This is a genomic window from Rosenbergiella nectarea (assembly GCF_900111105.1).
GTDB lineage: Bacteria > Pseudomonadota > Gammaproteobacteria > Enterobacterales > Enterobacteriaceae > Rosenbergiella > Rosenbergiella nectarea.
Window position 1 is genome coordinate 40152 of sequence record NZ_FOGC01000014.1, and the last position, 25652, is coordinate 65803.

Sequence of the window (25652 nt, forward strand, 5' to 3'; positions counted from 1 at the left end):
TCATCAATCATCAATCATCAATCATCAATCATCTTCGTATAGTAATTCCAATTTACCCATAGCATTACCTCAATGTTGTCAACGATAACATTGAGGACCGTAAGTATCCTTAGCTTTACGAATAGCACTGTCAGTCGCAGAACAGGTATAACAATTAAAATTAAGCCAAGCCACGAGATAATCTACAAAGCACTAAATTAATAATTTCGCAGCACCACATAGAATAAATAACCATTCTGGATATTGTAAATATAGCTTGTGTCACTCCGTTTCATAGTAATATACACAACACCATTCCCTAATAAAAGTCCTATTTTGGAAATTTAGTTTTTCCTAATTGGAAAAGTTAATAAAGGAGAAAGGTATGTTCATTAAATGAGAATCCAGAATACTCTGAATTAAGTTTAAATCAATACACTCCACAGCCTTCTTTCCACTTATACTCTATATAATTCAAAAACTCCGTAAGCTCTTTTTTGAAGTAAGGCCTTTCTTTCCATACTAGATAGTAGTTAAGATCTTTCATTTCCCATTCACTCAATATCACCTTAATCTTTTTCATTTTGACTAATTGTCGTATATGGATAAAAGGGATCCCCACAAGTACACACCCCTTTTCTAAAACCATTTTTAATGATTCCTCAATCGACGACAAGTGTAATCCATCATTGATAAATTTATAAGAATCTCCATTTCTTATTAATTCAATATCATATTCAGATTCATTAGATATGAAATATATAGTAGAACAATCCTTCAAATCATCAGGCGTTGAAATAGCTACATTTTCGTCCATGTCTGCACTACAACAAATGACTCTCTTCACTGGGTGAAGTTGCCTATGTATTGCCAAGGGATAGCCTGATTTTCGATTTGTAATAAATAGTTCATCAATATCCAAACTATCCATACTTTCTTTTCTCTCAATTACAGATATATCAATATTCGGCTTATTCCTACAATACTCATAACACCAATCAATCAAAAATGACTCAATAAAGCGATGAGGTGTAGATATCTTTAGAGTAGATTTTGATGACTTTAACTCATCAATGAATCGTTGGAATTCATCGGTAATTAATAGTGATTTCTCATAAGCAACTTCCCCCATGGGAGATAATTTTATACTACGCGTGGTTCGTTCAAATAAGGTCATCTGCAAATAACTTTCTAGACGAGTTAGCCTCTTACTTATTGATGAAACGCTCATTCCCATTTGCGATGCGGTCTTCGAAAGGCTTTTGGTTTCTGCGATTGAAATAAAAATCCAAAAATCCTTAAGGTAAAACTTCATTTTTTTTATTCCTGACATTTATCTAAAACTGAGTTGCAATATATTCAAATATAAAAAAACGGTCAACACAGTATCAGTAAAAACAGATTTTCCAAATTGGAATGTACTATTTATTGCTTATAAATAAACAACTTGAGGAGTAGTGCTAGTTATTTTTTGCATAAATTTGATAATGATTTTTATTCTTACTAGATAGAAATTATTTACTTTTTATCAAAATTAACCGGTTGATTGGAGTAGATCGAGGAGTTTCAAGAAGTCAATATAAACCTCGAGCTTAGTTTTGGGTGGTGAAGAAGCGCTTAGAGGGCATTGAAGAACTCTATGTTCGGATTTTTACAGCAATCAGTCGCGTCGATCACAAAAGTAAAAAAGGATTGAGAAAGTTTCAAATTTTGTTACAAGTCACTGCTATCCTTTTTGTACAACTCAATGAGGAGATAGACGTGAAAAAATTATTGTTATTTTCATTATTGACGAGTTTGACCCTTCCTGTCCTTGCGCAACAAGCAGGTTTTACCGGTCCTGGTAGCGAAAACCAACAACACGGTGGCTTTAATGGCCCACATAAGACTTTCACTGTAGCGCAGTCCAAAACTCTGCAAGACGATACTAAAGTTATGCTAGAAGGTCAGATCACTAAAAAGATCAGTCATGAGCATTATGAATTTAAAGACAGTACCGGTACGGTTGTTGTCGAGATTGATGATCATAAATGGATGGGTCAGTCGGTATCACCGAATGACACTGTAAGACTTGAGGGTGAAGTCGATAAAGATGGGAACAAGGTCGATATCGATGTGAAAAGAGTGACCTTAGTTAAATAAGGGTGTTAGACGCCTCACCGCAAAATACAGTGAGGCGTCTCTAAAAAGCATTCCACGTTTTATCGAAATACTCTTCCCTATCTCTTTTTATTGAAACGATAGACCAACACCATTGAAGTGACCAACATCAGGATCGGGGGCACAACCACCGCGATTAACGGTGGGATAGCGAAGATCAATCCGAGGTTAATACATATCTGATAGATGATATAAGTGACCAATCCGACTATCACTCCTAACGATAGCCGATTACCCATTCCTGTGTCACGGGCGTTAACAAAGGTGAAGGGTATGATCAGCAATACCATGGCCAATACCAAGATAGGCCGCCCCAATTTTTGCCATAATGCGGAACGATATTCCATAGAAGGCTGAGCGGTGTCCTTTAAATAATGAATATAATTCTTCAATTGCGGAATTGAATAGCTCTCAGTGGATAATTGAAGTTGCTTTAAGTTATTAGTGTTAAAGATAGAGTGCCAAGCCATGGTTGTTTGTTGGCTTGTAGACTGCCCTTCTTCGTGCCATTGCGTATGTCTTACGTTATGCAACGTCCACACATTATTCTCACCGTAGGTCGCCGACTCAGCGAAGAGGTAATTCTTCATCGTTAAATCACTGTTGTAATCAAAGATCTCGATATTCTGTGGTTGCCCACTTTTATCGAGGTGGTCGATACGGACGAACTCTTCCCCTTGCTGACCCCAAATCGTCTTGTTTTTAAGATCGCTGTCTTGGCTCTCTGCCAGCGCCGTCTCTTTACGCACTTGCGCTTGCTGCTGTAGGGGGGAGGCTACCCATTCGTCAACCACGGCCAAGGACGCTGTGAACATCGCTCCGGAAATGAGTACTACAATTGCAATGCTGAAAATAGAGAAGCCAGCACAACGTATAGCCGTCAGTTCCATATTTTTAGACATATTCCCCAAGCCAACAATGCCCCCTAATAAGGCGATAAAGGGGCTTAAATTGACTAAGCAGCGAGGGATGAGTAAGACAACGACTAGCAGTGCTTGCCCCCAGCTATAGGTAGTAGAAACATCTTCGAGTTCCGAGATAAAGTCAAAAAGCGTGAACAGCGGGACGAGCAGAAGCGCCGCCGCGAAATAGCCGATGAATAAATGGCGGATTAAATAACGCGAGAAGATATTCATTTAAACCACTTCTTTAATAGTGAAGAGTCTCTGACCCAAAAATATAGATTACCGAGTAACATCACCCAAGATACTAACCATCCCCCGATAACAGGGGGCAGCATTCCGTTACTTACCAGAGTCCGACAAATGTTGCCGGCAAAGAAGATCACAATAAATACGAGGGCTAGAGGGAGCAGTACTGAAAAACGGCCCTGACGAGGACGAACCCGACTCAGTGGGATTGCCAGTAATGTCATCAACACCGCATTAATCCCGCGTGTCTGGCGCCACTGCCGTTCGGCAATATCGGATAGATCACGCGAGCGATCCAGTGTCTGCATTGATTTCGCTTTACTACGGACTCCCTCATAATCAGCCGCTGGCTTCAAGTTGATGGCTAAATTACGATAAGTTTGTTGGCTATCGTTATTCGAGCCGTGTTCAAAGGTATAGGCTGAACCTGACTGTAAGTGAGCAATAGGGCTCTGCGGTCGGGTATTATCTATGCTAGCAACTTGCGAGCGGAACACTTTGGTTACACCTTTATCAGTTGTGTAGATAAAGGTATTCTTTATATGGTTATCGGATGGCGTAATGGTCTGAGCATGGACCATGGTGCCGTCGTCCTCAATATTAAATTTATTCGCTTGTAAGTGACTCACATCGAAACTGGATTGCGACTGCTGCATCAATTGATCAATATGCGCGTAGGCCCAAGGTCTGCCATACATGGAAAGTATGGCGCATGCGATGCCGACCGGAATCGCCAGTAATAAAATACCGCGATACAATCGTAAGGGTGAGATGCCCGCCGCCAAAGCCGCGGTGATCTCTGAGTCACTATAACGTTGTCCTAAGGAGATTGCCGTTGCCACGTAGAGGCCTATCGGTAACAACATTTCTAACGCAATTAATGCCTTATAAAAGACGATAACAAACACCGCTTTTAGCGCAAGGATCCCATTCGCCGCATCAGTGAGGTAACGTTGAGCGGAATAAATAGTGAATATAAAAATTAAGAAACCGACAATCATCAAGACGACGTTGCGCGTTTCTTTCATGACATAACGCTCAAACAAATACATAACCTGACATTAACCCCGCAGTACGCTCTCAATACGAGTAAATTTCTATTCATCCTCCCCCAGCCACTAAGGGTGGGGGAAGGCTGGCTGGTTAATGAATGTTAACACATAGCGAATCAATGAACCGTTCAACTTAACCATTATACTGTTACTAGAATAAAAAAGATCGATAAACGGCGTTTACTTTATGCTTGCAGATTCGTCAGGTTGTCAACCGCGAGTAAGGGGCTCTGGAGATCTGACGCGCTGGTCTACAATAGGGAAGCTTAACAATACAGTGTGAATGCTTTATCATGCTGCATTCGAAATTGAAGCGGCAATGCCTTTGTGACACTGAGATAACATTTAAGTGCATGGTAAAAAGGATCGCATCACTCCTTCATTTCCAATTGGGATCCCTCCGCCATCAGCGTTGCGAATAATCCACCTTGTTAGATTGGCCTGAAGAAGTCATACCTAATCGCTATTTAATACTGTCTTAGAGTTGGTCTTAATGAAAAATTGGTTTTCAGACGGTGCTTTCCGCACTATTCTTCGAAACAGCGTCTATTTACTCTCGGGAAATGTGGTCAGTGCTCTCCTAGGACTCTTAGCACTCTCCTGTGCAGGTAAAGGCATGACTCCCCAGTTGTTTGGGACCTTGGTTGTCATCCAGTCGTATACCAAAGCCATTAGCGATTTTGTGAAGTTTCAAACCTGGCAATTCGTCGTGCAGTATGGTGCGCCCGCACACACTGATGGTAATCACCAACGCCTGCGTGATGTGGTCTCCTTTTCCTTTGGACTCGATATTGCCAGTAGCGTGGTTGCAATCGCCGGCGGTATGCTACTGCTGCCTTTCTTATCACACTCTCTAGGGTTGGATGCGACCTCCTTTAAACTCGCCTTACTTTACTGTACGTTGATCCCGTCGATGGCCTCGTCCACCCCAACAGGTATCCTAAGGACCTTAGATAGATTCGATCTTATTGCTATCCAACAGGCCGTCAAACCCTTGTTAATCGCTATCGGAAGCCTGATTTCATATTTCGGTAACCTTGGCTTTGCAGGTTTCGTCGTCTCTTGGTACTTGGCTAACCTATTTGGGGGATCACTCTTCTGGTGGTTTGCTCGACAAGAGCTTAAAAGAATTAACCTGCACAATGCATTACGACCTTCTCTATTCAAAGCGAGCAAACGTATTCCAGGATGTTGGAACTTCGTCTGGACAACCAATTTCGCTCACTCTATTTGGGCGGCGCAAAACTCTTGCAGCACGCTTCTCGTCGGGATTTTTATCGGTCCTAGTGCGGCAGGGCTCTTCAAAATCGCGATGACGTTTTTCGATGCGACCGGGACTCCCGCTAAATTATTGGAGAAAAGTTTCTACCCAGAAATTATGCGTCTAGACCCGCGGACATCAAAGCCTTGGCTATTAGGGATCCGTTCGTCTCTCTTTGCAGGAGGACTGGGCTTAATAATCGCGTTGATTGTTTACGCAGCGGGCGGATCAGTCATTGCTTTCGTCTTTGGCCAAAAATATCTGGAAGCCTACGGCCTTATACAGATTATGTTAGGGGCAATTGTTATCTCTATGATGGGCTTCCCCCAAGAGTCATTACTCTTAATGGCGGGTAAACAGCGCGTTTATTTGGGCGTACAAATTATTGCAGCGGGATCATATATCCTCTTGTTAATGTTATTATCCCACCTCTATGGCGTAGAGGGCGCTGCCGTCGCTTATTTAATCGGGCAATCGTCAGAAGTTATACTCACCCTCTTCCCAACACTCTTAGCTTATCGTCGGCGAAGTTCGCTGATTTATCATAAACCGCTTGAGACAGCATAAATGAATAGTATGAGTTGGAAGAAATATCCTCAAGAGGTCGTCGATCGCTTATTTTTAGCGATTGATGAAGATGACGTTATTAATGACGAAACCACGGATTTACCTGTGATAGAACTCGGTACTTCACAGCAAAATATTCGGGATTATTATGCATTATGTTTACAACTGTGGGAGGAAGGCTTCACTCGCCAAGAGCTGCTAGGATTAATCAATCAACTTTTAGCCGGTCAAGACCTTACCAAAGCTCAGCGTAAACAATATAAATTTATTCGCGCGCGTTACAAACATTTGCGCTTTGCGCAACGTCTATATAGTCGTCATCACGATGCTGACAAAATATTTAAAGCGACGACGGTCTATTTAGGGCATCTACAAGATGGCTTTAAGAATGGTGATAAGAAAAGCGTCCAGTATTACGGTAAAATGCTGCGGATATTATTAAGTCGTCCGGTATGGAATTGGGTTAAACGATCGCTTAACCGACTACAGGTTGATAACGAAGTCGGTTACCAACGCTATGTATCACAGCAAATGAGTCAACTGACGGACATGCTGAATAAACCGATGGTCACGGGTACTGAATTCCACGATATAAGAAAGATTGTCAGCCAGCAGGTTTCTTTTTTCGATACACAGCGATCTATCGAAAATAATACACCTCGTGTCTATGCTATCTCGCGTTTTCTCGCCAATATTAATGGCCTGATGGGGGATAAGCATGATGAAATGGTGGCCGATAAACTGTCAGGCACTCGAGAATATGAAACGCCAACGCCTTTGGACAGTCATATCCGGGATTGTCTGGAACAACTGGTAGGGAAAATTGTCAGAGCCTCATAACGAGTAATACCCATTAGGCTCTCTTATTGAGGATAGAAAGATGACACGTCAATTTGTCGCTGTATTACTATCACTGCTCCCTACTCTCGCGATGGCTAATAATTTTATTATTGGCCAACCTGTAAAACCTTTATCGGTAGCCGATAAAGGTCAACTTATCCTTAGCGATAATACTATTACCTATCGACCTTGGGATAGCCAACAGTTGTTGGGCAAAGTTCGGATCATTCAATATATCGCGGGTCGAAGTTCAGCTAAGAAACAAAACGGCGACATGATTAAAGCAGTCAAGGCGGCACAGTTGCCTACCGCTTATTTTCAGCCCGTGACGATAGTGAATGCGGACGACGAATTATTCGGAACGGGACTGTTCGTACAGGGAAAAATCGAGAAAAATCAGCGTAAATATCCTTGGGCTCAATTTGTGATTGATAGTGACGGTAAGGGTAAGGCTCTTTGGCAATTACCCGCGGCGTCATCGACAATCATAGTAACGGATAAGCAAGGCAAGGTGCGCTGGCAAAAAGATGGTCCGATGACGGATGCTGAAGTGAGCCATGTGATCCAATTACTTCGCGAACTGGTGGCACAATAGGCTGCAAGGCACTGAGGGAATTGATTGCCGTAATTCTTAGCATAAAGAATTACGGCAAAGTGTTACGCTTTTAGCTCCGCAAAAGCACGAATAATGGCATCGATTTGCTCGTCACTGTGCGCAGCGTTGACGCTACAACGTAATAGTGTCATACCGAAAGGTGCCGCTGGTGGTAGAACCAGATTGACATAGACACCTTTCTCGACCAATGCACGCCACATCTCGAGTCCTGCTTCTTTAGATTCGATCATCACAGGAACGACTGGACTCACTCGCTCACCAAGCTTATAGCCGAGATCTGCGAGGCCTTTGTACAGACGATGTGCATTAGTCCATAACTTCTCACGTAATGCCTTCGAGTGACCCACTTGTCGTAACGAGGCCCTGACTGAGGCAATACTCGCGGGTGATGGTGATGCGGTGAAAATATAAGGGCGGCTGCAATAGCGTAATACATCCAGCTGTTTACCCCCTACCGCAAAACCACCGATAGCAGCAAGGCTCTTCGAGAAGGTCCCCAAAATGATATCGATATCGGCCTCGACGCCAAGATCTTCAACTAGACCGCGGCCTTTTTCGCCCATCACGCCAAAGGAGTGTGCTTCATCGACAAGGATATAGCCACCGTAGCGGCGCTTAATGTCGACAATCTCTTTCAGTGGTGCGACATCACCCAGCATACTATAAATACCTTCAACGATGATGATCGCTTCTTTCGCTTTCTCACCTAGACGTTGCATACGACGTTCGAGGTCTTTAGCATCGTTATGTCGAAAACGGATGATTTGCGCGCCACCTAATGCACAGGCATCATAGATACTGGCGTGTGAGTCTTCATCGATAATGACTACAGCGTCCGGGGTAGCCAGGGCACTGATCACACCCAAGTTTGCGGTGTAACCGGTAGAGAAGACAATTGCGGTAGATAAATCAAAAAACGCAGCGATCTCTTGCTCTAAGGCTAAGTGCGACCCAAAGGTTCCGTTCGCCATACGAGAACCGGTCGTACCCGTTCCTTGTAAGCGTAATGCTTCTTGGCTCTCTTGAATTGCTTCAGCATCAAAAGTCAGGCCGAGATAATTATTTGAACCTGCGAGGATTATTCTTTTATCGCCGATCCGTCCTTCGGTCGCTGAATAGATTTCATCGATACAGGTTCCGAAAGGATTAATGCCCGATACTTGGAATTTTTGACGCTCTTCAACAAAGCGGGTGAATTTGTCATATAAACCCATTATTGCTCTCCAATTAAGGGTTCAATGGCAGCCACTAACTGCTCTGGTGTTTTCACATTCATCAGGATATTGATCGGGATTGAAATATCTAATTCATCTTCCAACATCATCAGTAAACGCATGACGTTCACTGACTCTAAACCGAGATCGTTAACTAAATCACTGTCAGGCTTAACGGTTTTACCTTCGGCGACGAGTTGTCCAAGACAATCAATAACATAATCGAGTAGTTGCTGTTTATTTTCCATTGCCATCTTCTTACCTAGAAATGTAAATCAAAATAGCCCGTCGCGTAACGCGCGTTCTAAGCGGATACTTGGTGTCCAACCGATATTACGAGTTATCGTAACATTTGTTGCTGACCAATCTCTATGCGTCAACTCGCCGATTTTACTCTGCGTTAGCATCGGTTCTTTACCGGACAAACGGCTAATTTGAGTCGAGAGCGTTGCAATGGTTTTGAGTAACGGTAGAGGGATTTTTATAACTTTGACCGGTTTTTGACGAATAGATTGGCCGATAGTTTGGAGATCTTGCCAGCGGTAACCTGAAGGGTGTCCGTCGCAGAGTTCGTAAGGCTCACTTTGCTCGACTTTCGCCTCGATCCATTTGACCACAGCCTCTGCAAAATCATAAACATGCAGAAAAGATAATTGTGTCGCTGAGGAACCTGTCTGAGGGAGTAAACCGCGTAACAGCCAAGAGAAAACAGGGTGTAGCTCTTTATCTCTGGGTCCATACACAGCAGTTGGCCGGAAAATCCCTATTGAAACGCTTGAGGCTTGTGCCACCAGTTGCTGTTCCGCGAGAGCTTTGGAATGGGCATACCATGAAAGCTGTGGATGGCGAGCAGCCAGTGATGAAATAAAGAGGTATCGCTTACAACTGGTACCCTCTTCTGCTGCGCGAAGTAAACGTAAACTTCCCTCAACGTTTGCCTGCGTAAAGGTTGAGAAATTTTTACCTCTCACTTGGCCTGCACAGTGAATGACTACATCCGCCCCTGTGACTAATTCGACCAGTGACGACTCATTTTCTAATGAGCCGCGTACCCATGTCATGCCGGGTAGGTTTGTATTATGCGATGGCGAGCGGGTGAGCGCTCGCACCTGAAAACCAGCCGATAACAGTTTCTCGACAATATGGGAACCGATAAAGCCGGTCGCACCCGTCAAGGCAACAGTTTGGATCATTGTTTATTTCCAGCAAGTTGTAACTGAGGCTCGAAATGTTGGTTTAAATAAAGTTTTTTCGCTTCCGCTCGTGCCGGTTTACCTGAGGAAGTCCGGGGGATGCTGTGTGGCGGGACCAAAACAACATCTACCGAGACACCAAATTCATTACGAATACGTGATGAGAGTGAATGAACGATTTGACCACGGCGTTCAGTGGAGGTCACTCGGCACTGAATCTGCAGGATAATCCTTTCAGCATCATCATGTTCTTGATTCGTCATGAAGGCGATCGCATCACCGGAACGCACTTCTGGTTCAGCTTCTGCGATATATTCAATATCTTGTGGCCAGATATTACGTCCACGGATAATGATAAGATCTTTTTTACGTCCAGTAATATAAAGATTACCGTCGAGCAAATAGCCAAGATCCCCCGTATCCAACCAGCCTTTTTCTTGAATCTGCTGATGCGACTCTTTATCTCGGAAGTAGCCGCGCATTAAGCTTGGACCGGCAATACAAATATGGCCGATACTTCTTTCTGGAAGCGGCTCATCTCTTTCGTTACGGATAACAATTTCATGTCCAGGCATCGCTTTACCGCAGTTTACGAAAACCGCTTGTGCAGCAGTATCGTCTTTTGGCGGCACAGCTTTGCTTTCATATTCTAAGATATAGCGGTCGACTACGTTATAACGCGGGCCCGTTGCTTTATCGAAGAAACTGACAGCGAGGGTATTTTCCGCAAGCCCGTAGCAAGGCATAAAGGTCTCTTCGCCAAAGCCAACTTGGCTAAAATGCTCGGTAAAACGGTCCAGTAATCCAGAAGGAATAGGCTCTGCCCCGACACCGGCAATTCGCCAAGTCGAGAGGTCTAATTCCGCTAACTCTTTCTCGTTACTTCGACGTAGACAAATTTCATAGCCGAAAGGCGGAGCAACCGATACTGTCCCTTTATTCTTAGTGATCAGTTTTAGCCATTGAATCGGACGCATAGCAAAATCCTGCGTACGCAGGTAATCCACCGAGATCTGCGTGGCAACCGGGGTCAGTACAAAGCCGACCAAGCCCATATCATGATAAAACGGCAGCCAAGAGACGCAACGATCGTCTTTTTTCAGCTTGATGCCGTCATGACTAATCGCGCGGAGGTTGGCCATTGCCGACGCTTGTGTCACAACAACGCCACGCGGGAAGCGGGTACTACCAGAGGTGTATTGTAGATAAGCAATGTCCTCTGCTGCGACCTGAGGCAACTCGCTGGCTGCAACGTAGGAAAGCTCAGCAAAAGCTTCGTGGCTTAGAATCGTCGGCGAGTTATAGTCACAGACCACCTCTTTCACCATAGGAAGCCACTCTTTACTACTTAAGACAACGGAGGCTTGACACCCATTGAGTAAGCCAGTCAGTTTCTTAACGTAGGAGGCACTTTGACCGATTCCCATTGGGATCGCGAGCGGAACGGCAATTAATCCCGCATATTGGCATGCAAAAAATGTTTCGACGAACTCAACACTGGTTTCTGCAATGAGTGCAACGCGATCCCCTTTAGTTAACCCTAAAGAAAGCAACTTCTGAGCACCCTTTACAGCGTTGACCTTTAGTACGCTGTAAGGCACTGCAGCCATCAGGTTATTACGGCGATCATAAAAGTTCATGCCGGTTTCACCGAGTGCTGCATAATCCAAGGCTTCAGCTAGCGTTGCGAAATCTGCATAGCGGATTGGAAGTTGATGATGGGATTGAGTTGCAAACGTTGTAGACGCTTCCATATAGTGGTACACCTGTTGATACTAATAGATATTGAGGAAGTTCAAGCTCCATACAGAGCTCCCGACCAAAGTAGTAATTCGAGCATCTTCCAACTTACGATATAAATCGCTGCCTGCTCACCCATTCATAAACATCACTCACTCCGCTTAGGAAGTGATAGACACGTTGTCTTGAACAGAGTTCACCGTTTCATGACGCAGACGTAGTCTGTGTACTAACCGTTCGCTCAATGCTTACTTGAAATTTTAGACAAACACGCGTGCGGTTTTAAGGGGGTGGCTCTGAAAACGCTCGGCAATTGTAAAGATCTTAAAATATCATGTCATAGGTAATATGTGCGTTCCACTACTTTTAATACTAAATTGCGCACTCACCGCTAACCTGTAACGTTTTCTTTTAAAAACATGGATTTCGTTACAAATTAATAGTATGTCAGAATGTTTTCAGGCTAACTTTCAAAAATAAATTGACAATTCCTACCGTGACTGTTTCGATATGCTAACACATTGCCGAGTCTATAGCCTCCTCTTTCTTTATTGCTGCAAGTTGCTGCGTTTCTTAAAGGGATCGCCTGAAGTGATTTGCTGCCAATTTAACAATTACTTGAAGTAATGGTATTTATGATCTCAATAGAAAAAGTAGCGTCCAAACAGGATCTGAAAGCCTTCATCAATTTTCCTTCTACGCTATTTGTGGGTGACGAGAATTGGATCGACCCATTATTTGTCGAGCGTGTAGAACATCTCTCTAAAAAGAATCCCGCCTCAGACCATGTAGTTTGGCAAGCTTGGTTAGCTAAACGCGGTGCTGAAGTCGTCGGCCGCATCACTGCACAAATTGATTCCCTGCATCGTGAATTATATGGTCCCAATACTGGCCATTTCGGTATGATCGACGCAATTGATGATGAAGAAGTCTTTGCTGCGCTATTCAAGACCGCAGAAGAGTGGCTTATTTCTCAAGGCGCTCACCAAATTACCGGCCCCTTCAGCCTCAATATCAACCAGGAAAGTGGGTTATTGGTCGATGGCTTCGATACTCCTCCCTCTGCCTTAATGGCTCATGGTAAGCCTTGGTACGGTAAACATATTGAGAACCTGGGCTATAGCAAAGCTATCGATCTTATTGCCTATTGGATGAAGCGAACGGATCTTCACTTTGAACCGGGCCTTACCAAGTTAATGGATAATGTTCGTAAAAGAGTGACCATCCGTCCGCTTAATCGCAAAATCTTCGACCAAGAGATGCAGATTCTGAGAAACCTTTTCAATTTAGGTTGGCAGGATAACTGGGGATTTGTTCCTTTTACTGAACATGAATTCGCCACCATGGGCCAGCAGCTTAAGTATCTGGTGCCAGACGATATGATTTATATTGCTGAAATTGATGGTGAACCTGCAGCATTTATCGTTGGCTTACCTAATATCAATGAAGCGATTGACGGACTTGAAGGCAAGTTGCTGCCTTTTGGTTGGGCTAAGGTGTTATGGCGTTTAAAAGTGCGTGGCGTACGTACCGCACGAGTTCCGTTAATGGGCGTTAAGAAAGAATACCAATTTAGCCGTATCGGGCCAATCATTGCCCTACTCTTAATCGAAGCGCTACGTGAGCCTTTCCGCCGTCGTAATATTGATGCGTTAGAAATGTCTTGGATTCTTGAAACCAATACAGGTATGCGTACTATACTGGAGCGTATTGGCGCTGAACCTTACAAGAACTATCGGTTATTTGAGAAAAAAATCTAGCCGCATTTGTGACGGATTAGCGTGGTAGCAGCGAGTCCAACTCGCTAGCTACCCTTTAAACATATCTAAAGATGACTCATGATGTCGATTGAAAAACAGACTGGTATAAAACGCTTAATTTTCAGCATTAATAACTCCTGGTCAGGAGTGACCGACGCATTCAAAACCGAGGATGCCTTCCGTCATATTTTCATTTTCAGTACATTGCTGGTGTTAATATCATTCACGCTGGACCTTTCAAAGACGCAACACATTGTACTCATTCTGTGTAGCTTTATGTTGGTGGTGATTGAATTACTGAATACCGCTATTGAAACGGTGGTTGACCGGATTTCTTATGAGATTCATCCGCTCTCAAAGCGAGCAAAAGATATGGCGGGAGCCGCACAACTGGTGGCAATCGTGGCAACGCTATTAACTTGGTTGATCATCCTTTTTTAAAGGACCCGTTAATTTTAGACTGGGCGTTAATTCATAACGCCCTGATCATTCACTTTACCGCTTTCACTGCCGCTATCACACTGGCGAGTACTTCTTCATAGGGTTTTCTTGAATCCAAATCCAAAATATTCGCACCGTTATAGGTAAGCTGACGCATTACACTAATCTTATCGCTAAGCTCTTGGTAACTGTGATCAGGTTTGCGCGCAAAGGCTGTCTCGACGTCAATATCCAGACGAATGATCAATTCAGGCTGATAATTAGCTAATTTCTCGTAAATCACCACTTCACTTTTCGCCATCTCTTTAAGTAGCCAACCCTTCACCCGCTCCACGCCTAAACCAGGCCCATCATAATGAAACCCTGAAATTTCCGCTTGAGGGTAACGGTCAGCAATGACCAACACACCGCTTTCAGCTAATGCTTTCGCTTTATGGAAATTTGAAGAACGCCAGCAAGAGAGAGCGTACATGATGAAAGCAGCCCATAGGGGAGGCGCTTCACTTCGCATACTTTGTGTTTTTTCAGATTTTTTTGCTAAACGACGTTCAAGCCAGACACCAATAATCGGCAGCTTTTTAATTTTATCGCCGTCTTCGCCAGAAATAAGTCCTAAGTAACGTCGCTCAGTAGGCCGAATTTTCTGCATTTCTTTAATTAAATCCGCAGTAATGGTCGATTTTCCCGAGCCGTCACACCCGACAATCGCGACCATGCGCGAGATAACGATAGGCGTTACAGCAGAGGAAGATGACGCCTGTGCGTCTGAGTGAATTGTCATAGTAGTGCTATTTACCGTTATCAGAGTGAACGAGGGAGATTAAACGTTTGATGAATAGCTTCTAAAGAAGCCTTGAATACTTCGTCTTCAGGATCTCTGCCACATAATTCGAGAATATGCGCACCGTTAAAATGTAACGTTGGGATAACCCTGATTTTCTCGCGTAACGAGACGATATCATGATCGGGTTTACGCGAATGAGCCGTCTCTTCGTCGATAGATAAACGAATTAATAACGCTGGGGGATAGGATGCCATCCATTCATAAAGACGCTGCTCGCGCTTTCTTAACATTTTAATCCATCGACTCCCACCTTGGGCTTTACTAAGATGTGGCCCATCGACTCGGAAACCGGCGACCTCTGCTTGCGGATAGCGATCGGTTACCAATAATACGCCTTCTTCCGCTCGGCGTAGCATCCGTTTAAATTTATAAGCACGCCAGCAGGATAATAAGAAGATGACCGTTCCTTCTGCATTACCCGGAGCGGTATTGGGTTTCTCGTGCACTTTATCGGACTTGCTCACCAAATAAGCAGCAATCTTTTCCCCCACCACTGGTAACTCAGTAATTTTCTGCTTAATAAAGCCTGAAGATTGACCGAGATAAACCTCTTCTACTTTTGTCCTTAACGCGAGAGTTTGGACCAATCGGTTGGCAAGTGTCGATTTACCTGAACCATCACAGCCTGTGATAGCAATGACACGGATAGGTGAAGATTGAGGGGATGAGGTAGAATTATTCACAATCACTGTTACGCATAGTAGTATTCAATTTCGTCCTATAGTAGAGGATTTACTAGGCATTGTCTTCCCTTCCCCTTTTTAACGACTACCTATTCATCTGTAAATCTCGCTCTGCGAACACCGGGTATACCTCCGATTGAAAAGCCGTAAACACCCTAATGCAGGAGGCTTCCCGCGATAATTTATGCGTAAAATCATTAATGAAATTAAACAGGTTGTGGCAGTAAATGGGGACTTTGTTACAAATAACCCCTTTCATTCAGTTTCCAACTCATGCAATGCAGCATAAACTGCTCCGTCGTTAAGGGTCAAGTTCCGCAGAATGTCTCGCTTTCTCCTCACCTAATGCTGTGCTATCACACTTTTGGTGACAGACAGATGATGCAATTTTGCTATTTTAGCCCTGTTTAATAACTATTTATCTTTCTTAAAGTGTCGAACACGAGGTTTTTATGTACACCAAGTCCACTCCGGTTATCGCGGTTATAGGTAGCGATGGATCCGGTAAATCAACAGTCTGTGAGCACCTCGTGGGTACACTTTCTGATTACGGCACAACCTCTTATGTCCATCTTGGTAAACAAGCAGGCAACGTAGGAAGAGCGGCAGCCAATCTTCCGTTAATTGGTCGCTCCGTTGGCAACAAGATCGAAAAAACTCGCGTTAAGGTGAATAAAACCCATCACACCACCCTCTCTGGGCTAGTGGTGGGTATTTTCTTGGTGCGACGCGTACGTCGTTTTCGAAATATGCTCAAATTACGTAAGCAGGGCCATATCATTCTCGCGGACCGTTACCCGCATCTGCAAGTTCCCGGTGCTTATGATAGCCTCACACTTCCGACCACCGCGACCAAAAATCCACTGATCAATTGGATTGCCAAACGGGAGCTGAATGCGTTTACGTGGATGACCCAACATCGCCCAGATTTAGTGATCAAACTGAATGTATCACTGGATGTGGCCTGCGCCCGTAAACCGGATCACCACCGTGATGCACTGAAGAAAAAAATCGATATCACCCCTAAATTAGATTTTGGCGGCAAAAAAATCATTAATATTGATGCCGACCAACCTTTAGAACTCGTTCTTGCGCAAATCGATCACTCTGTCGCCGAATTTATGACAGAGCTGGGTTTTAAAAAAGTCATTAAAGGTGAAATCGCTTAAGTCAATTGCGTTCATAGTTAAGGGTATCAATTAATTCATACTTCTTAATTTAAGGATGACTTATCATGGCAGAGAATTTGGCCGAGCAACGGCCTTTTACCCAGCGTGTTATTGTTTCTTTAGGTAAAAAGATCCTACGATGGAGTGGCGAATTTGAATCTCGCCACTCATTAATTCCCTCCACACCCAAAATTGATAATCATTATTTCCCCCTGGGTTGATAAACTCGAAGCGGTGTATCCCGAAATTCGTGAAGAGCTTATTGAGTTATTGAAATTCCCAGAAAGGATCCCCGCTTTCCATCAAATATCACCCGATCAAAAACGGATATCAAAAGGGAATAACTGGAAAACTTTCGGTATGTATGTATTTGGTGAGCGAATTGATGCTAATTGCCGCTTGTGTCCCCAGACAGCGAAAGCCTTGGCGGCTATTCCCAATATGCGCACAGCAATGTTCTCAATATTACAGCCACACTATCATATTGTCCCGCATCGTGGTCCAAGCCGGGCAATGGTAAGAGTGCACCTCGGTCTGATCGTTCCTAAACATCAACCCGAAAAATTATGGATTCGTGTCGATAACCAACGGCTGCATTGGGAAGAAGGAAAGGTTACTATTTTTGATGACTTCTACGAACATGAAGTATGGAATGATACCGACGAACTTCGGGCGGTACTATTTATTGATGTCGATCGTCCGATGGATAAACTAGGCACTCTCGTTAATAAGCTATTTTTCAATTTAATGAAAATTAGCCCTTATGTAAAACAACCTCTCAAAAACCTTGCTAAGTGGAACGGCTAAAATAGATTAAATTAATTAATATTAATAATCATTTTAATTTAAACATCAGTCGACTGTAGATTAACTTTTGACTTTAGATACTTATTTAACGTTAATCTTTTTATTAGGTGAATATTCATTCACCTAATTTACCCTCGATTTAATGAATAGGATTCATAAGCACATCCCAACTTGAGCGGGTAATATTCTCCATCAAATCCATTACACTTTAAAAAAACTAAAAACTGTTAATTGGAGTCTATGATGAGCACGGATTTTACAGGTAACAGCCTCTTCCCTAAAGGTGATAAAAATGATGCCTTTGCACAATATTTTACCGGGACTAGCTATCTCAGCATGCTATCCACCGAAGGAGTGAATATTGGCAACGTCGTCTTTGAACCGGGATGCCGAAATAATTGGCATATCCACCGCGGAGGTGGACAAATCTTATTAGTGACCGATGGCTATGGTTGGTATCAAGCTTGGAATGAGCCCCCACAACCCTTAAAGCCTGGTGATGTTGTCAATATCCCTGAGGGGGTAAAACATTGGCACGGCGCGGCGAAAGATAGCTGGTTTGCCCACGTAGCCCTTGCCGTTCCCGCCGAAAATGCGAGTAACGAGTGGTTAGAGCCGGTTACTGACGCGCACTATGCCGCGCTAGATTAACTTTTGGCCAAGGTAGCTTCTACCTTAGCTATATTCAATACATTATCTCTGTGAGTCCCGCAGTAATTCCCCTAGCACTAGACAACTTAAGGTCTTCGCCATCTGGTCACGATTCATCTTACTCACTGATAAGGCGTGCAAGTTGAGTGGAGCAGATTATTTTATATCGGTCCTACCGGTTTGCCTTTCGAAGTCAATTTTCCTTTTAGCCTCTTGCGCATTCAGGCAGTTTTTACTTTGCTGATCATTCTGTTGAGCACATTGTGTCAACGTTTTACTCCGCAACGCGTCATCTTTCATGAAATCGGCTGGCGTATAGGTTTTATTACAGCCGTTTAACGCTAACAGCCCCACAACTATAACGCCTTTAGTTACCCATCTGCCCATCGTTATCTCCTTATTCTTAGTTATCTTTACCATAGCACAAAGATTGATGGTGACTTATTACTTACCTTGATAGTTATCAAGATAAGTAATAGGATGGGCTTTCACTACTCAGGCAAAAAAATAATGAACGATAAAAAATTCCACGCTGAAAACTTTGCTCACCGACCATTAGGTATGCGACTCGCCATGTTGGCCAGGCTCTGGCGCACGGTAGTCGATCATGCTCTGGTTGAGACAGGCTTAACTCAAAGCCGTTGGACCGTCTTAATGCAATTACAAGTGGTAGAGGGCCCTCTGACGGTCAGCGAACTCGCCTTTGCCATGGGGATTGAACTGCCCCCTTTAACACGGACCTTAAACCAACTTGCTGAAAGCGGCCTTATCATTCGCATAGAAGACGCAGACGATCGCCGTATCCGTTTAGTCAAACTCAGTGCATTAGGGGAACAACAGGTCGCACAAGTCAATCGCGTCGTAGAAGAGTGTCAGCGTAAAGTCAGCGAGGGCTTACCCCCCGAGCAGCTGGAACAATTTAGCCAAACCTTGAATCTTTTAACTGAAAATATGAGCAAGCTTATTTAGCTCCTAATAAACCCTTTTTGGAATGTGAGTTAACGACTATGAGCCCAGAACAACAATTTTCTCGTTGGGTAAAATTTACGCTGATTGTGTTTGCTGCCATGTTTGGCTATTTTTTGGTCGCGGATATTTGGTTCCCTCAAACGCCAGAGTCTACTGTGATGCGTATTGTCACCCCGGTTTCCTCCAGAGCGCCGGGTTATGTCACGCATATCTATGTCACCAATAATAGTCATGTGAAAAAAGGGGATCTTTTATATGAGATTGATCCCCGCCCTTATCAGAATCAAGTTGACTCAGCACGCATTGCTTACCAACAAGCGACCCTCGATAATCAGCAGATCGATGCACAAATTAGTGCCACACGCGCCAAAATCCGGGCGGCACAACTCGATGCCCAAAATGCTGGGCGGGATTATCAACGCTACCATGCATTAGATCATAATCAGTTGATCTCTCGCCAAGCACTTGATACCGCCTATACCACCTGGCAGACCGGTTTGCAGACAGTTGAAAATTTGAATGCAACACTGAACCAATTGATTATTTCGCGTGGGAGTCGGGATGGAAATAATGTCACCTTACAGAAGTATCAAAATATGCTTGAAGAGGCCAACCTTAATCTTAATTATACCAAGGTGCGTGCGGACAGTGACGGCGTGGTCAGTAATCTGCAATTAAAAGAGGGGTGGTATGCCAATGCAGGTGTCGCCTCGATGGCGCTAGTGAATACCACGCCAGATATCATCGCAGACTTTCGTGAGAAGAGTCTCACAAAGACCCATGTCGGAACCGCCGCAGAGATCGTTTTCGATGCATTACCAGGGCAAGTTTTTAAAGCGACCGTTGCCAGCCGCGATGCTGGCGTGATGGCAGGACAACAGGATATCAATGGTTATCTGGCCGCGCCTCAGGAATCTAACCGCTGGGTGCGTGATGCACAGCGTATGCGTATCCACCTAGTTTTGGACGCTGGCCAGCCGCTCGATCTGCCGGCCGGTGCTAGAGCAACGGTTCAACTGTACAACAGCGGGAATGGGCTGTCATCGTTCTTAGGCCGCCTACAAATCCGCCTGATAAGTCTCTTACACTATGTTTATTAGTCGACTTTTAGAACGCCAGTATCCGGCGAAATATAAACCCCTATCTGGCAATGATCTGCGGCATATGCTGCGAATCACTTTTGCCGGCAGTATGGGATTATTTTTCCATAGCTGGATAGATACGCAATATGGCGTATTTTACGTGGTCTACCCCATCATGCTGACGGGGCTTGTCCCGATGTTTAATTTACATATCGCCCGTCAAATGGTGGCGAACGCTATCATTAACTGTGTAGAAATGCTGATTCTATTTACCTTCCTAGTTAACTACCCTCTACCTATGACGTTGGCCGTTTTTATACTCTATACCTTGCGCTTTTATTTGATGAGTCGCGGCCCTCTGTTTCTTTTTGGATCGATGGGCGTCATTTGTCTGAGTGTTATGCCTGACTTCCTAAGTTACGCCACCACGGATATGAATGATCTGATGTTTTCCAATATCGTGGGGAGTTTACTCGCAGTAGTGCTTTCTGCGGTGGCCTGCTTTATTTTTCCCGACACTGAGCCGCGTCAGCGTCCTGCACCGATTAATAAGAGCAGTTCAAGAATTATGCACGAAACCTTACTTGCATCAGTTATAGCAACGTTACTGTTCGTGATATTTCAGGTGTATACCTTGAGTGATTCTTTAGCGGCGCTGATGGCAGGGATCTTTGCACTCTTTCCTATGCACTATCGGGGGGCTATCCTTTCGGCCACTTGGCGAATCTTAGGGGTAATTGTTGGCTGTATTTTTGCACTGGTTATTCAGCTGATTATGTATGACTTTAGTCGCCACTTACTGCTGCTCTTACTCTTGGTGAGTTTGGCATTGATTCTGGCAGCCCGAGTGCACGTCTTTGAAAAGGTGGGGTCGGGCGTCGGCTTTTCCATCCTCACTACTCTCGGGCTGATTTTTGGGCAGTATATGCATCCTAATAATGACATCATTTTTAGTGATCTCTATCGATTGACTTCAGTCACTATGTCACTGCTTGCGACGCTAGTTGTCACTTACGTGATGCATAAAGTCTTAAATTGTTTCTCCGCTACGCGTTTTGTCCCGGATGAATAGCCGGTAATCTTGGGGTCCCTTAATTCATCTCGTAGCATCGCGAGGTGGCGATATTTTGGTCCCCACCACTCCCAGCGCCCACCACACTACACATAATATAGTGCTTACCTTTCTTCAAGGTTACCGTCGGTCCGTTAGTATCGCGCTGAGCAGTAATCAACGTGGCACCTTCATTGAGAAGTTTATCTAAAGGGACTGAGAGAGGTTTTAATGTCGTCGGCAACTCTAGGGTATTGCCTGGAACTTTTGCTCCGGCTTCAGGTGGCCATTGTGCTGAGGATAATGGGCTCACAAAGAGCGTCACGCAGCTTAGGATCAGTACAGTTATTTTCATACTTAGCTACCTCAAGAATCATGATTTAGTGATGAAGTGTAGCCCAATATGACTGGGCTTCTAAATAGGTCATTAAATTTATTGAGATAAATGTGGCAGAGTGCGAGATTCTTTTCTAGGCTTAAGACATCACCTTTATTACACTCCCACAAGAAGAGGTCAGAAAGCATGAATATGATTTCAAAAGGATTGTTGGTCGTCGTTGCCATGACAGCTCTAGCGGGTTGCCAACACCACGAAAGTAGTGCACTTGAAAATGGTCGTCCTGTTGCCCCTAGCGGTCAATCAGTACCTGGCGGTCCTGTTGGTTCAGGCCCAGTGGGTCAGCCGCAATCATAATAAGAAGGAGCCTCGCGGGCTCCTTTCTTTTTAGCAACAGCGCATGCCTCCCTTACCCTTTCCAGCATATCTCGCTTGTTGACGCTCACGAAAAAAATCTTCGTAACTCATCACAGGGCTTTCAGGATGCTTGAGCTGCATATGCTGTACATAGTGCTCGTAATCAGGAATTCCTACCAACATATTCCCTGCCTGCGCTAAGCATTTTTTAATATGTCGTAATTGGCGGAAGATCATCTTTTCGTTACCTATCTATTAATGATGTGAACCCGATGACATCGTTTTCTTCGCCACTTCGGGATCTAGCTTTATATAGGGCGTTTCAAGATCGGTACGCTGTAGTTGCCGAGTAGCCTGCCACCAAACTTTGATACCGTAGGCAACAATCCCATAGACAACAATCAAAAAGAGAATACTCAATCCAGCGTTGGTGTAGTTGTTGACCACAATATGTTGCCAATTTGCAAGTTGATCCGACGCCACTGTGCCCGTTCCCTCTGCAATTTTTTGGCGATAAAGACGCGCCATATAGAAAAAACCTTCGGCTTGCGGGTTATCACTGAACAGTTTCAAGATCAACGCCCAAGTCGTACAGATCATCAACCATACCGCTGGCACAATCGGTACCCAAATATAACGGTCCCGTTTCATTTTCGCGAGGATCACCGCCACCAGCACTAAGGCTACCGCGGCGAGCATCTGGTTCGAAATTCCAAACAGTGGCCATAAGCTTTTCACGCCACCGAGAGGATCTACGACGCCCTGATACAGTAAATATCCCCATAGGCCCACACATCCTGCTGTGCCTAAAACTCCTGCAAGCAATGAGTTAGTATTTTTTAGGCTAGGAATAAAGTTACCCAATAAATCTTGCAGCATAAAGCGTCCAGCACGCGTGCCCGCATCTAGCGCAGTTAAAATAAACAGTGCTTCAAAAAGGATCCCGAAGTGATACCAGAAGCCCATATCGATAATAGGGACAATATTATGGAACACCATCGCAATACCGACCGCCAGGGTGGGTGCTCCCCCTGCCCGATTCAGCACAGAGGGTTCGCCGATGGCCACCGCCGTCTGTTGAATCGTTTCTGGTGAGATTATAAAGCCCCAGCTACTGACTTTGGCTCCGGCTTGTGCCGTCGCGACTTGCAATTGCTGCATGATCAGTGCCGCATTATCTCCGCCAAGTTCATGAAGATTTGGCATAGTAATGCCTAACCCCGCAGGGGGAGTATTCATCGCGAAATACAAGCCTGGCTCAATAATTGCAGCAGACACTAACGCCATTAACGCGACAAATGATTCCATCAACATAGCGCCATAACCAATAAATCGCGCATCGGTTTCATTAGCGAGTAATTTAGGCGTTGTGCCACTTGAAATTAAGGCGTGAAAACCGGATACCGCGCCACAAGCAATAGTGATAAATAAGAAAGGAAAAAGCGCACCTTTCCACACGGGGCCATTACCACTAATAAATTGCGTGACTGCGGGCATTTTTAACTGAGGATGAAGAATAATTATCCCGATCGCTAACCCGACAATAACCCCAATTTTTAGGAAGGTTGCTAGATAATCACGCGGTGCAAGAATCAACCAAACCGGTAGTAGAGCGGAAATAAACGCGTAGCCAATTAACGCCCACGTTATCGTGGTATCTTTAAACGTTAATGCAGGTCCCCAGTAAGGATCATGGGCAATAACACCGCCAGCCCAGATCGCCAGAAGCAGTAATAAACCGCCGATAATGGAGACTTCACCCACGCGTCCTGGACGAATAAACCTCATATAAACGCCCATGAACAGCGCAATAGGCAGCGTTGAACATACGGTAAAGACACCCCATGGACTTTCGGCAAGTGCTTTAACAACTATAAGGGCGAGTACCGCTAGGATAATGATCATTATCAGGAAACAGCCAAAGAGCGCTAAGAATCCAGGAATGGCTCCCATCTCTTGCTTAACCATTTCACCTAATGAATTACCGTTACGACGACTCGAGATAAACAACACCATAAAGTCTTGCACCGCACCCGCCACCACGACACCGGCTAATAACCAAAGCGTCCCGGGTAAATACCCCATCTGTGCAGCTAATACCGGCCCAACCAAAGGACCTGCTCCAGCGATAGCGGCGAAATGGTGCCCAAACAGCACATAGCGGTTGGTCGGGACATAGTTTAAGCCATCACCATTAACAAAAGCGGGCGTGGCGCGGGTAGCGTCAAGTCCTAAAACATTTCGCGAGATATAAAGGCTATAATAGCGGTAAGCGACGAGATAGACCGAAATGGCGGCAATAACGAGCCACAATGCGCTGATACTCTCTCCACGACGAAGCGCCACAACTCCGAGGCATCCCGCGCCGACTAAAGCAACCAAGACCCAGAGTAGGTGCTTTTTTATAAAGTTTTTGTCCATAGTTTTCCTGTATGAATAATAATTTCCAAAAGCCAAAGGCAAACCACAGCATCTTGTTCATAAATGCTAGGCGAAAGGTAGAATGGTATTACAGATATGGGAGTATGGTCACACGAATATTAGGGGTAAAAGTCAAACAGCGGTATTTTTCATTTTAAGTGATGAGAAAAAGGTCGTTTCGACCAGATTTATAGCCGAATCCAGTGTTAATGCGGGTAAGATGATGAAAAACTAGCAGAGCGAAAATACTGGCTATAGGGTGATCGACGTCGCACAGGGTTGACCGAAGTATTATCTAGAAGATAAGAACGGAAAAGCCCAAGTTAGCAAGCTAACTTGGGCTTAAATTTTGGCGGAACGGACGGGGCTCGAACCCGCGACCCCCTGCGTGACAGGCAGGTATTCTAACCAACTGAACTACCGCTCCGCGCTTGTCCCCCGTCGGGAACGCTGCGTATACTAATCAGGTAACTGATTTTCGTCAATAATTATTATAACGCCCAACGTTCGTTTGCTTCTTTTTCGATCAACGCATTAGCGCCACAGACATTGACCCGACTTTTTCATGATTCGGTCCAAGTAGGCTTCGTGTTCACTCTGTTCGCTCTCTGTCGCGTTTATAATACGAAGTTGCCCTACCGCTTGGGCAGTTTGGTGCTGAGCGAGCAAACCCGAATCGGCAGAGTGTTCGGTCTCGCCGCTAAAAGTGAGTGTAGTTTGTCCCCCCGTCATCGAAAGGTAAACGTCGGCGAGGATCTCCGCATCGAGTAATGCGCCGTGTAACGTCCGTTTAGTATTATCGATATCAAATCGACCACATAACGCATCTAAGCTGTTTCGTTTCCCTGGAAACTGCTTGCGAGCCATTACTAGGCTATCAGTGATTGCACAAAACTCGCTGGTATGGCCTATACCCTGTTTGAGCTTATCGAACTCGTAATCCATAAAACCAATATCAAAAGGGGCGTTATGGATGATTAGCTCAGCACCTTTGATATAATCGAGAAATTCTTGAGCAATATCAGCAAAAGATGGCTTATCACTTAAGAATTCGTCAGAGATACCGTGGACACCGAATGCCTCAGGATCCACTAGCCGGTCCGGTTTGATATATACGTGGAAATTATTCCCCGTTAAACGACGATTAATCACCTCTACGGCACCAATCTCGATGATACGGTGACCTTCATAATGTACGCCGACCATATTCATGCCCGTCGTTTCAGTATCAAGGACTATCTGGCGGTTTTTTACTGTGCTCATAGCTCTCATTCCGATAAACTTACCGTTTTACCCAAGGAAGTCTA

The 25652-nt window shown here is 44.6% G+C and carries 28 protein-coding genes and 1 tRNA gene; 14 read left to right on the plus strand and 15 right to left on the minus strand.

Going from position 1 to position 25652, the window contains the following annotated elements:
• Positions 1-409 precede the first annotated feature (409 nt).
• Positions 410-1294 carry a LysR family transcriptional regulator gene (locus BMX14_RS14640; protein ID WP_177173178.1) on the minus strand — a complete coding sequence of 295 codons (885 nt, stop codon included), beginning with the start codon at positions 1292-1294 and terminating at the stop codon, positions 410-412.
• A 446-nt stretch (positions 1295-1740) separates the two neighbouring features.
• Here BMX14_RS14640 and BMX14_RS14645 point away from each other — a divergent pair, with 446 nt between their 5' ends.
• Positions 1741-2121 (plus strand): YgiW/YdeI family stress tolerance OB fold protein, encoded by a 381-nt coding sequence (locus BMX14_RS14645; protein WP_092678097.1) that lies wholly within the window; start codon positions 1741-1743, stop codon positions 2119-2121.
• A gap of 77 nt (positions 2122-2198) precedes the next feature.
• Here the strand turns inward: BMX14_RS14645 and lptG are convergent, their stop codons facing one another.
• Together lptG and lptF are read right to left on the minus strand one after the other, a co-directional pair.
• Positions 2199-3275 carry an LPS export ABC transporter permease LptG gene (gene lptG / locus BMX14_RS14650; protein ID WP_092678039.1) on the minus strand — a complete coding sequence of 359 codons (1077 nt, stop codon included), beginning with the start codon at positions 3273-3275 and terminating at the stop codon, positions 2199-2201.
• The gene (gene lptF, locus BMX14_RS14655) at positions 3272-4342 is read right to left on the minus strand and encodes an LPS export ABC transporter permease LptF (RefSeq protein WP_092678041.1); all 1071 of its coding nucleotides are present in this window, start codon (positions 4340-4342) and stop codon (positions 3272-3274) included. The genes lptG and lptF overlap by 4 nt, the downstream gene beginning before the upstream one ends.
• A 493-nt stretch (positions 4343-4835) precedes the next feature.
• Here lptF and BMX14_RS14660 point away from each other — a divergent pair, with 493 nt between their 5' ends.
• The 3 genes from BMX14_RS14660 to BMX14_RS14670 are packed head-to-tail and all read left to right on the plus strand — an operon-like array spanning position 4836 to position 7605.
• On the plus strand, positions 4836-6170 hold the full coding sequence (locus BMX14_RS14660) for a lipopolysaccharide biosynthesis protein (protein ID WP_092678043.1): 1335 nt from the start codon (positions 4836-4838) through the stop codon (positions 6168-6170).
• A gap of 9 nt (positions 6171-6179) precedes the next feature.
• Positions 6180-7010: a hypothetical protein gene (locus BMX14_RS14665; protein ID WP_092678099.1), complete on the plus strand. Its 831-nt coding sequence runs from the start codon at positions 6180-6182 to the stop codon at positions 7008-7010.
• 40 nt (positions 7011-7050) lie between these two features.
• On the plus strand, positions 7051-7605 hold the full coding sequence (locus tag BMX14_RS14670) for a YtfJ family protein (RefSeq protein ID WP_092678045.1): 555 nt from the start codon (positions 7051-7053) through the stop codon (positions 7603-7605).
• A gap of 62 nt (positions 7606-7667) precedes the next feature.
• On the opposite strand, the gene spt is transcribed toward BMX14_RS14670, so the two are convergent.
• Genes spt through BMX14_RS14690 form a run of 4 tightly spaced genes read right to left on the minus strand, consistent with a single transcriptional unit; the run spans position 7668 to position 11787 of the window.
• Positions 7668-8840 (minus strand): serine palmitoyltransferase, encoded by a 1173-nt coding sequence (spt, locus tag BMX14_RS14675; protein ID WP_092678047.1) that lies wholly within the window; start codon positions 8838-8840, stop codon positions 7668-7670.
• Positions 8840-9088, minus strand: a complete 249-nt coding sequence (locus tag BMX14_RS14680; protein ID WP_092678101.1) for an acyl carrier protein — start codon at positions 9086-9088, stop codon at positions 8840-8842. Before BMX14_RS14680 ends, spt begins: the two co-directional genes overlap by 1 nt.
• 27 nt (positions 9089-9115) lie before the next feature.
• Entirely contained in the window at positions 9116-10033 is a 918-nt protein-coding gene (locus BMX14_RS14685) for an NAD-dependent epimerase/dehydratase family protein (RefSeq protein WP_092678049.1), read from the minus strand.
• Complete coding sequence (locus BMX14_RS14690; protein ID WP_092678051.1) at positions 10030-11787, minus strand: fatty acyl-AMP ligase; 1758 nt, start codon at positions 11785-11787, stop codon at positions 10030-10032. The genes BMX14_RS14685 and BMX14_RS14690 overlap by 4 nt, the downstream gene beginning before the upstream one ends.
• 621 nt (positions 11788-12408) lie before the next feature.
• Between BMX14_RS14690 and BMX14_RS14695 the strand changes: the two genes are divergently transcribed.
• Both BMX14_RS14695 and BMX14_RS14700 read left to right on the plus strand, forming a co-directional pair.
• Positions 12409-13533: an N-acetyltransferase gene (locus BMX14_RS14695; protein WP_092678053.1), complete on the plus strand. Its 1125-nt coding sequence runs from the start codon at positions 12409-12411 to the stop codon at positions 13531-13533.
• A gap of 78 nt (positions 13534-13611) precedes the next feature.
• Complete coding sequence (locus BMX14_RS14700) at positions 13612-13974, plus strand: diacylglycerol kinase (protein WP_230527518.1); 363 nt, start codon at positions 13612-13614, stop codon at positions 13972-13974.
• Positions 13975-14023: 49 nt separating this feature from the next.
• Here the strand turns inward: BMX14_RS14700 and BMX14_RS14705 are convergent, their stop codons facing one another.
• Together BMX14_RS14705 and BMX14_RS14710 are read right to left on the minus strand one after the other, a co-directional pair.
• Positions 14024-14755, minus strand: coding sequence for a nucleoside/nucleotide kinase family protein (locus BMX14_RS14705; RefSeq protein ID WP_230527519.1), 732 nt, complete (start codon positions 14753-14755; stop codon positions 14024-14026).
• Positions 14756-14775: 20 nt separating this feature from the next.
• The gene (locus tag BMX14_RS14710) at positions 14776-15504 is read right to left on the minus strand and encodes a nucleoside/nucleotide kinase family protein (protein ID WP_408011882.1); all 729 of its coding nucleotides are present in this window, start codon (positions 15502-15504) and stop codon (positions 14776-14778) included.
• Positions 15505-15953: 449 nt separating this feature from the next.
• Between BMX14_RS14710 and BMX14_RS14715 the strand changes: the two genes are divergently transcribed.
• The 4 genes from BMX14_RS14715 (at position 15954) to BMX14_RS14725 (ending at position 18128) form a co-directional block, all read left to right on the plus strand.
• The gene (locus tag BMX14_RS14715; protein ID WP_092678055.1) at positions 15954-16670 is read left to right on the plus strand and encodes a nucleoside/nucleotide kinase family protein; all 717 of its coding nucleotides are present in this window, start codon (positions 15954-15956) and stop codon (positions 16668-16670) included.
• A 65-nt stretch (positions 16671-16735) separates the two neighbouring features.
• Positions 16736-16891 (plus strand): hypothetical protein, encoded by a 156-nt coding sequence (locus tag BMX14_RS16980; RefSeq protein ID WP_230527522.1) that lies wholly within the window; start codon positions 16736-16738, stop codon positions 16889-16891.
• 13 nt (positions 16892-16904) lie between these two features.
• A complete protein-coding gene (locus tag BMX14_RS14720) occupies positions 16905-17477 on the plus strand; it encodes an aspartyl/asparaginyl beta-hydroxylase domain-containing protein (RefSeq protein WP_230527523.1) in 573 nt (190 codons plus the stop codon).
• A gap of 243 nt (positions 17478-17720) precedes the next feature.
• A complete protein-coding gene (locus BMX14_RS14725) occupies positions 17721-18128 on the plus strand; it encodes a cupin domain-containing protein (RefSeq protein ID WP_092678057.1) in 408 nt (135 codons plus the stop codon).
• 156 nt (positions 18129-18284) lie between these two features.
• Here the strand turns inward: BMX14_RS14725 and BMX14_RS14730 are convergent, their stop codons facing one another.
• Positions 18285-18515 carry an EexN family lipoprotein gene (locus BMX14_RS14730; RefSeq protein ID WP_092678059.1) on the minus strand — a complete coding sequence of 77 codons (231 nt, stop codon included), beginning with the start codon at positions 18513-18515 and terminating at the stop codon, positions 18285-18287.
• 123 nt (positions 18516-18638) lie between these two features.
• On the opposite strand from BMX14_RS14730, the gene BMX14_RS14735 reads away from it, so the two are divergent.
• Genes BMX14_RS14735 through BMX14_RS14745 form a run of 3 tightly spaced genes read left to right on the plus strand, consistent with a single transcriptional unit; the run spans position 18639 to position 21251 of the window.
• Positions 18639-19097: a MarR family winged helix-turn-helix transcriptional regulator gene (locus tag BMX14_RS14735; protein WP_092678061.1), complete on the plus strand. Its 459-nt coding sequence runs from the start codon at positions 18639-18641 to the stop codon at positions 19095-19097.
• A 38-nt stretch (positions 19098-19135) separates the two neighbouring features.
• Positions 19136-20197, plus strand: a complete 1062-nt coding sequence (locus tag BMX14_RS14740; RefSeq protein ID WP_092678063.1) for an HlyD family secretion protein — start codon at positions 19136-19138, stop codon at positions 20195-20197.
• Positions 20187-21251, plus strand: coding sequence for a DUF2955 domain-containing protein (locus tag BMX14_RS14745; protein ID WP_092678065.1), 1065 nt, complete (start codon positions 20187-20189; stop codon positions 21249-21251). The genes BMX14_RS14740 and BMX14_RS14745 overlap by 11 nt, the downstream gene beginning before the upstream one ends.
• Positions 21252-21270: 19 nt before the next feature.
• On the opposite strand, the gene BMX14_RS14750 is transcribed toward BMX14_RS14745, so the two are convergent.
• Positions 21271-21585 carry a hypothetical protein gene (locus BMX14_RS14750; RefSeq protein ID WP_092678067.1) on the minus strand — a complete coding sequence of 105 codons (315 nt, stop codon included), beginning with the start codon at positions 21583-21585 and terminating at the stop codon, positions 21271-21273.
• Between the two features lie 168 nt (positions 21586-21753).
• On the opposite strand from BMX14_RS14750, the gene BMX14_RS16650 reads away from it, so the two are divergent.
• The gene (locus tag BMX14_RS16650; RefSeq protein WP_177173179.1) at positions 21754-21924 is read left to right on the plus strand and encodes a hypothetical protein; all 171 of its coding nucleotides are present in this window, start codon (positions 21754-21756) and stop codon (positions 21922-21924) included.
• Positions 21925-21954: 30 nt separating this feature from the next.
• Here BMX14_RS16650 and BMX14_RS14755 read toward each other — a convergent pair whose 3' ends face one another.
• From BMX14_RS14755 to dnaQ, 4 genes are all read right to left on the minus strand, one after another.
• Complete coding sequence (locus BMX14_RS14755) at positions 21955-22161, minus strand: YbdD/YjiX family protein (protein WP_092678069.1); 207 nt, start codon at positions 22159-22161, stop codon at positions 21955-21957.
• A gap of 18 nt (positions 22162-22179) precedes the next feature.
• Positions 22180-24345 (minus strand): carbon starvation CstA family protein, encoded by a 2166-nt coding sequence (locus tag BMX14_RS14760; protein ID WP_092678071.1) that lies wholly within the window; start codon positions 24343-24345, stop codon positions 22180-22182.
• 350 nt (positions 24346-24695) lie between these two features.
• Positions 24696-24772 (minus strand) — tRNA-Asp (locus tag BMX14_RS14765).
• Positions 24773-24879: 107 nt separating this feature from the next.
• On the minus strand, positions 24880-25608 hold the full coding sequence (gene dnaQ, locus BMX14_RS14770; RefSeq protein ID WP_092678073.1) for a DNA polymerase III subunit epsilon: 729 nt from the start codon (positions 25606-25608) through the stop codon (positions 24880-24882).
• Positions 25609-25652: the final 44 nt, after the last annotated feature.

Excerpts from the sequence above, each read along its gene's own strand:
- BMX14_RS14725 (WP_092678057.1), top strand. The coding sequence starts at position 17,721 with ATGAGCACGGATTTTACAGGTAACAGCCTCTTCCCTAAAGGTGATAAA.
- BMX14_RS14745 (WP_092678065.1), top strand. The coding sequence starts at position 20,187 with ATGTTTATTAGTCGACTTTTAGAACGCCAGTATCCGGCGAAATATAAA.
- BMX14_RS14750 (WP_092678067.1), bottom strand. The coding sequence starts at position 21,585 with ATGAAAATAACTGTACTGATCCTAAGCTGCGTGACGCTCTTTGTGAGC.
- BMX14_RS14640 (WP_177173178.1), bottom strand. The coding sequence starts at position 1,294 with ATGAAGTTTTACCTTAAGGATTTTTGGATTTTTATTTCAATCGCAGAA.
- lptF (WP_092678041.1), bottom strand. The coding sequence starts at position 4,342 with ATGTATTTGTTTGAGCGTTATGTCATGAAAGAAACGCGCAACGTCGTC.
- BMX14_RS14705 (WP_230527519.1), bottom strand. The coding sequence starts at position 14,755 with ATGACAATTCACTCAGACGCACAGGCGTCATCTTCCTCTGCTGTAACG.
- BMX14_RS14700 (WP_230527518.1), top strand. The coding sequence starts at position 13,612 with ATGATGTCGATTGAAAAACAGACTGGTATAAAACGCTTAATTTTCAGC.
- BMX14_RS14665 (WP_092678099.1), top strand. The coding sequence starts at position 6,180 with ATGAGTTGGAAGAAATATCCTCAAGAGGTCGTCGATCGCTTATTTTTA.
- BMX14_RS14660 (WP_092678043.1), top strand. The coding sequence starts at position 4,836 with ATGAAAAATTGGTTTTCAGACGGTGCTTTCCGCACTATTCTTCGAAAC.
- BMX14_RS14670 (WP_092678045.1), top strand. The coding sequence starts at position 7,051 with ATGACACGTCAATTTGTCGCTGTATTACTATCACTGCTCCCTACTCTC.
- BMX14_RS14730 (WP_092678059.1), bottom strand. The coding sequence starts at position 18,515 with ATGGGCAGATGGGTAACTAAAGGCGTTATAGTTGTGGGGCTGTTAGCG.
- BMX14_RS14760 (WP_092678071.1), bottom strand. The coding sequence starts at position 24,345 with ATGGACAAAAACTTTATAAAAAAGCACCTACTCTGGGTCTTGGTTGCT.
- BMX14_RS16980 (WP_230527522.1), top strand. The coding sequence starts at position 16,736 with ATGGCAGAGAATTTGGCCGAGCAACGGCCTTTTACCCAGCGTGTTATT.
- BMX14_RS14735 (WP_092678061.1), top strand. The coding sequence starts at position 18,639 with ATGAACGATAAAAAATTCCACGCTGAAAACTTTGCTCACCGACCATTA.
- BMX14_RS14755 (WP_092678069.1), bottom strand. The coding sequence starts at position 22,161 with ATGATCTTCCGCCAATTACGACATATTAAAAAATGCTTAGCGCAGGCA.
- BMX14_RS14715 (WP_092678055.1), top strand. The coding sequence starts at position 15,954 with ATGTACACCAAGTCCACTCCGGTTATCGCGGTTATAGGTAGCGATGGA.
- BMX14_RS14685 (WP_092678049.1), bottom strand. The coding sequence starts at position 10,033 with ATGATCCAAACTGTTGCCTTGACGGGTGCGACCGGCTTTATCGGTTCC.
- lptG (WP_092678039.1), bottom strand. The coding sequence starts at position 3,275 with ATGAATATCTTCTCGCGTTATTTAATCCGCCATTTATTCATCGGCTAT.
- BMX14_RS14680 (WP_092678101.1), bottom strand. The coding sequence starts at position 9,088 with ATGGAAAATAAACAGCAACTACTCGATTATGTTATTGATTGTCTTGGA.
- BMX14_RS16650 (WP_177173179.1), top strand. The coding sequence starts at position 21,754 with ATGAATATGATTTCAAAAGGATTGTTGGTCGTCGTTGCCATGACAGCT.
- BMX14_RS14695 (WP_092678053.1), top strand. The coding sequence starts at position 12,409 with ATGATCTCAATAGAAAAAGTAGCGTCCAAACAGGATCTGAAAGCCTTC.
- dnaQ (WP_092678073.1), bottom strand. The coding sequence starts at position 25,608 with ATGAGCACAGTAAAAAACCGCCAGATAGTCCTTGATACTGAAACGACG.
- spt (WP_092678047.1), bottom strand. The coding sequence starts at position 8,840 with ATGGGTTTATATGACAAATTCACCCGCTTTGTTGAAGAGCGTCAAAAA.
- BMX14_RS14740 (WP_092678063.1), top strand. The coding sequence starts at position 19,136 with ATGAGCCCAGAACAACAATTTTCTCGTTGGGTAAAATTTACGCTGATT.
- BMX14_RS14690 (WP_092678051.1), bottom strand. The coding sequence starts at position 11,787 with ATGGAAGCGTCTACAACGTTTGCAACTCAATCCCATCATCAACTTCCA.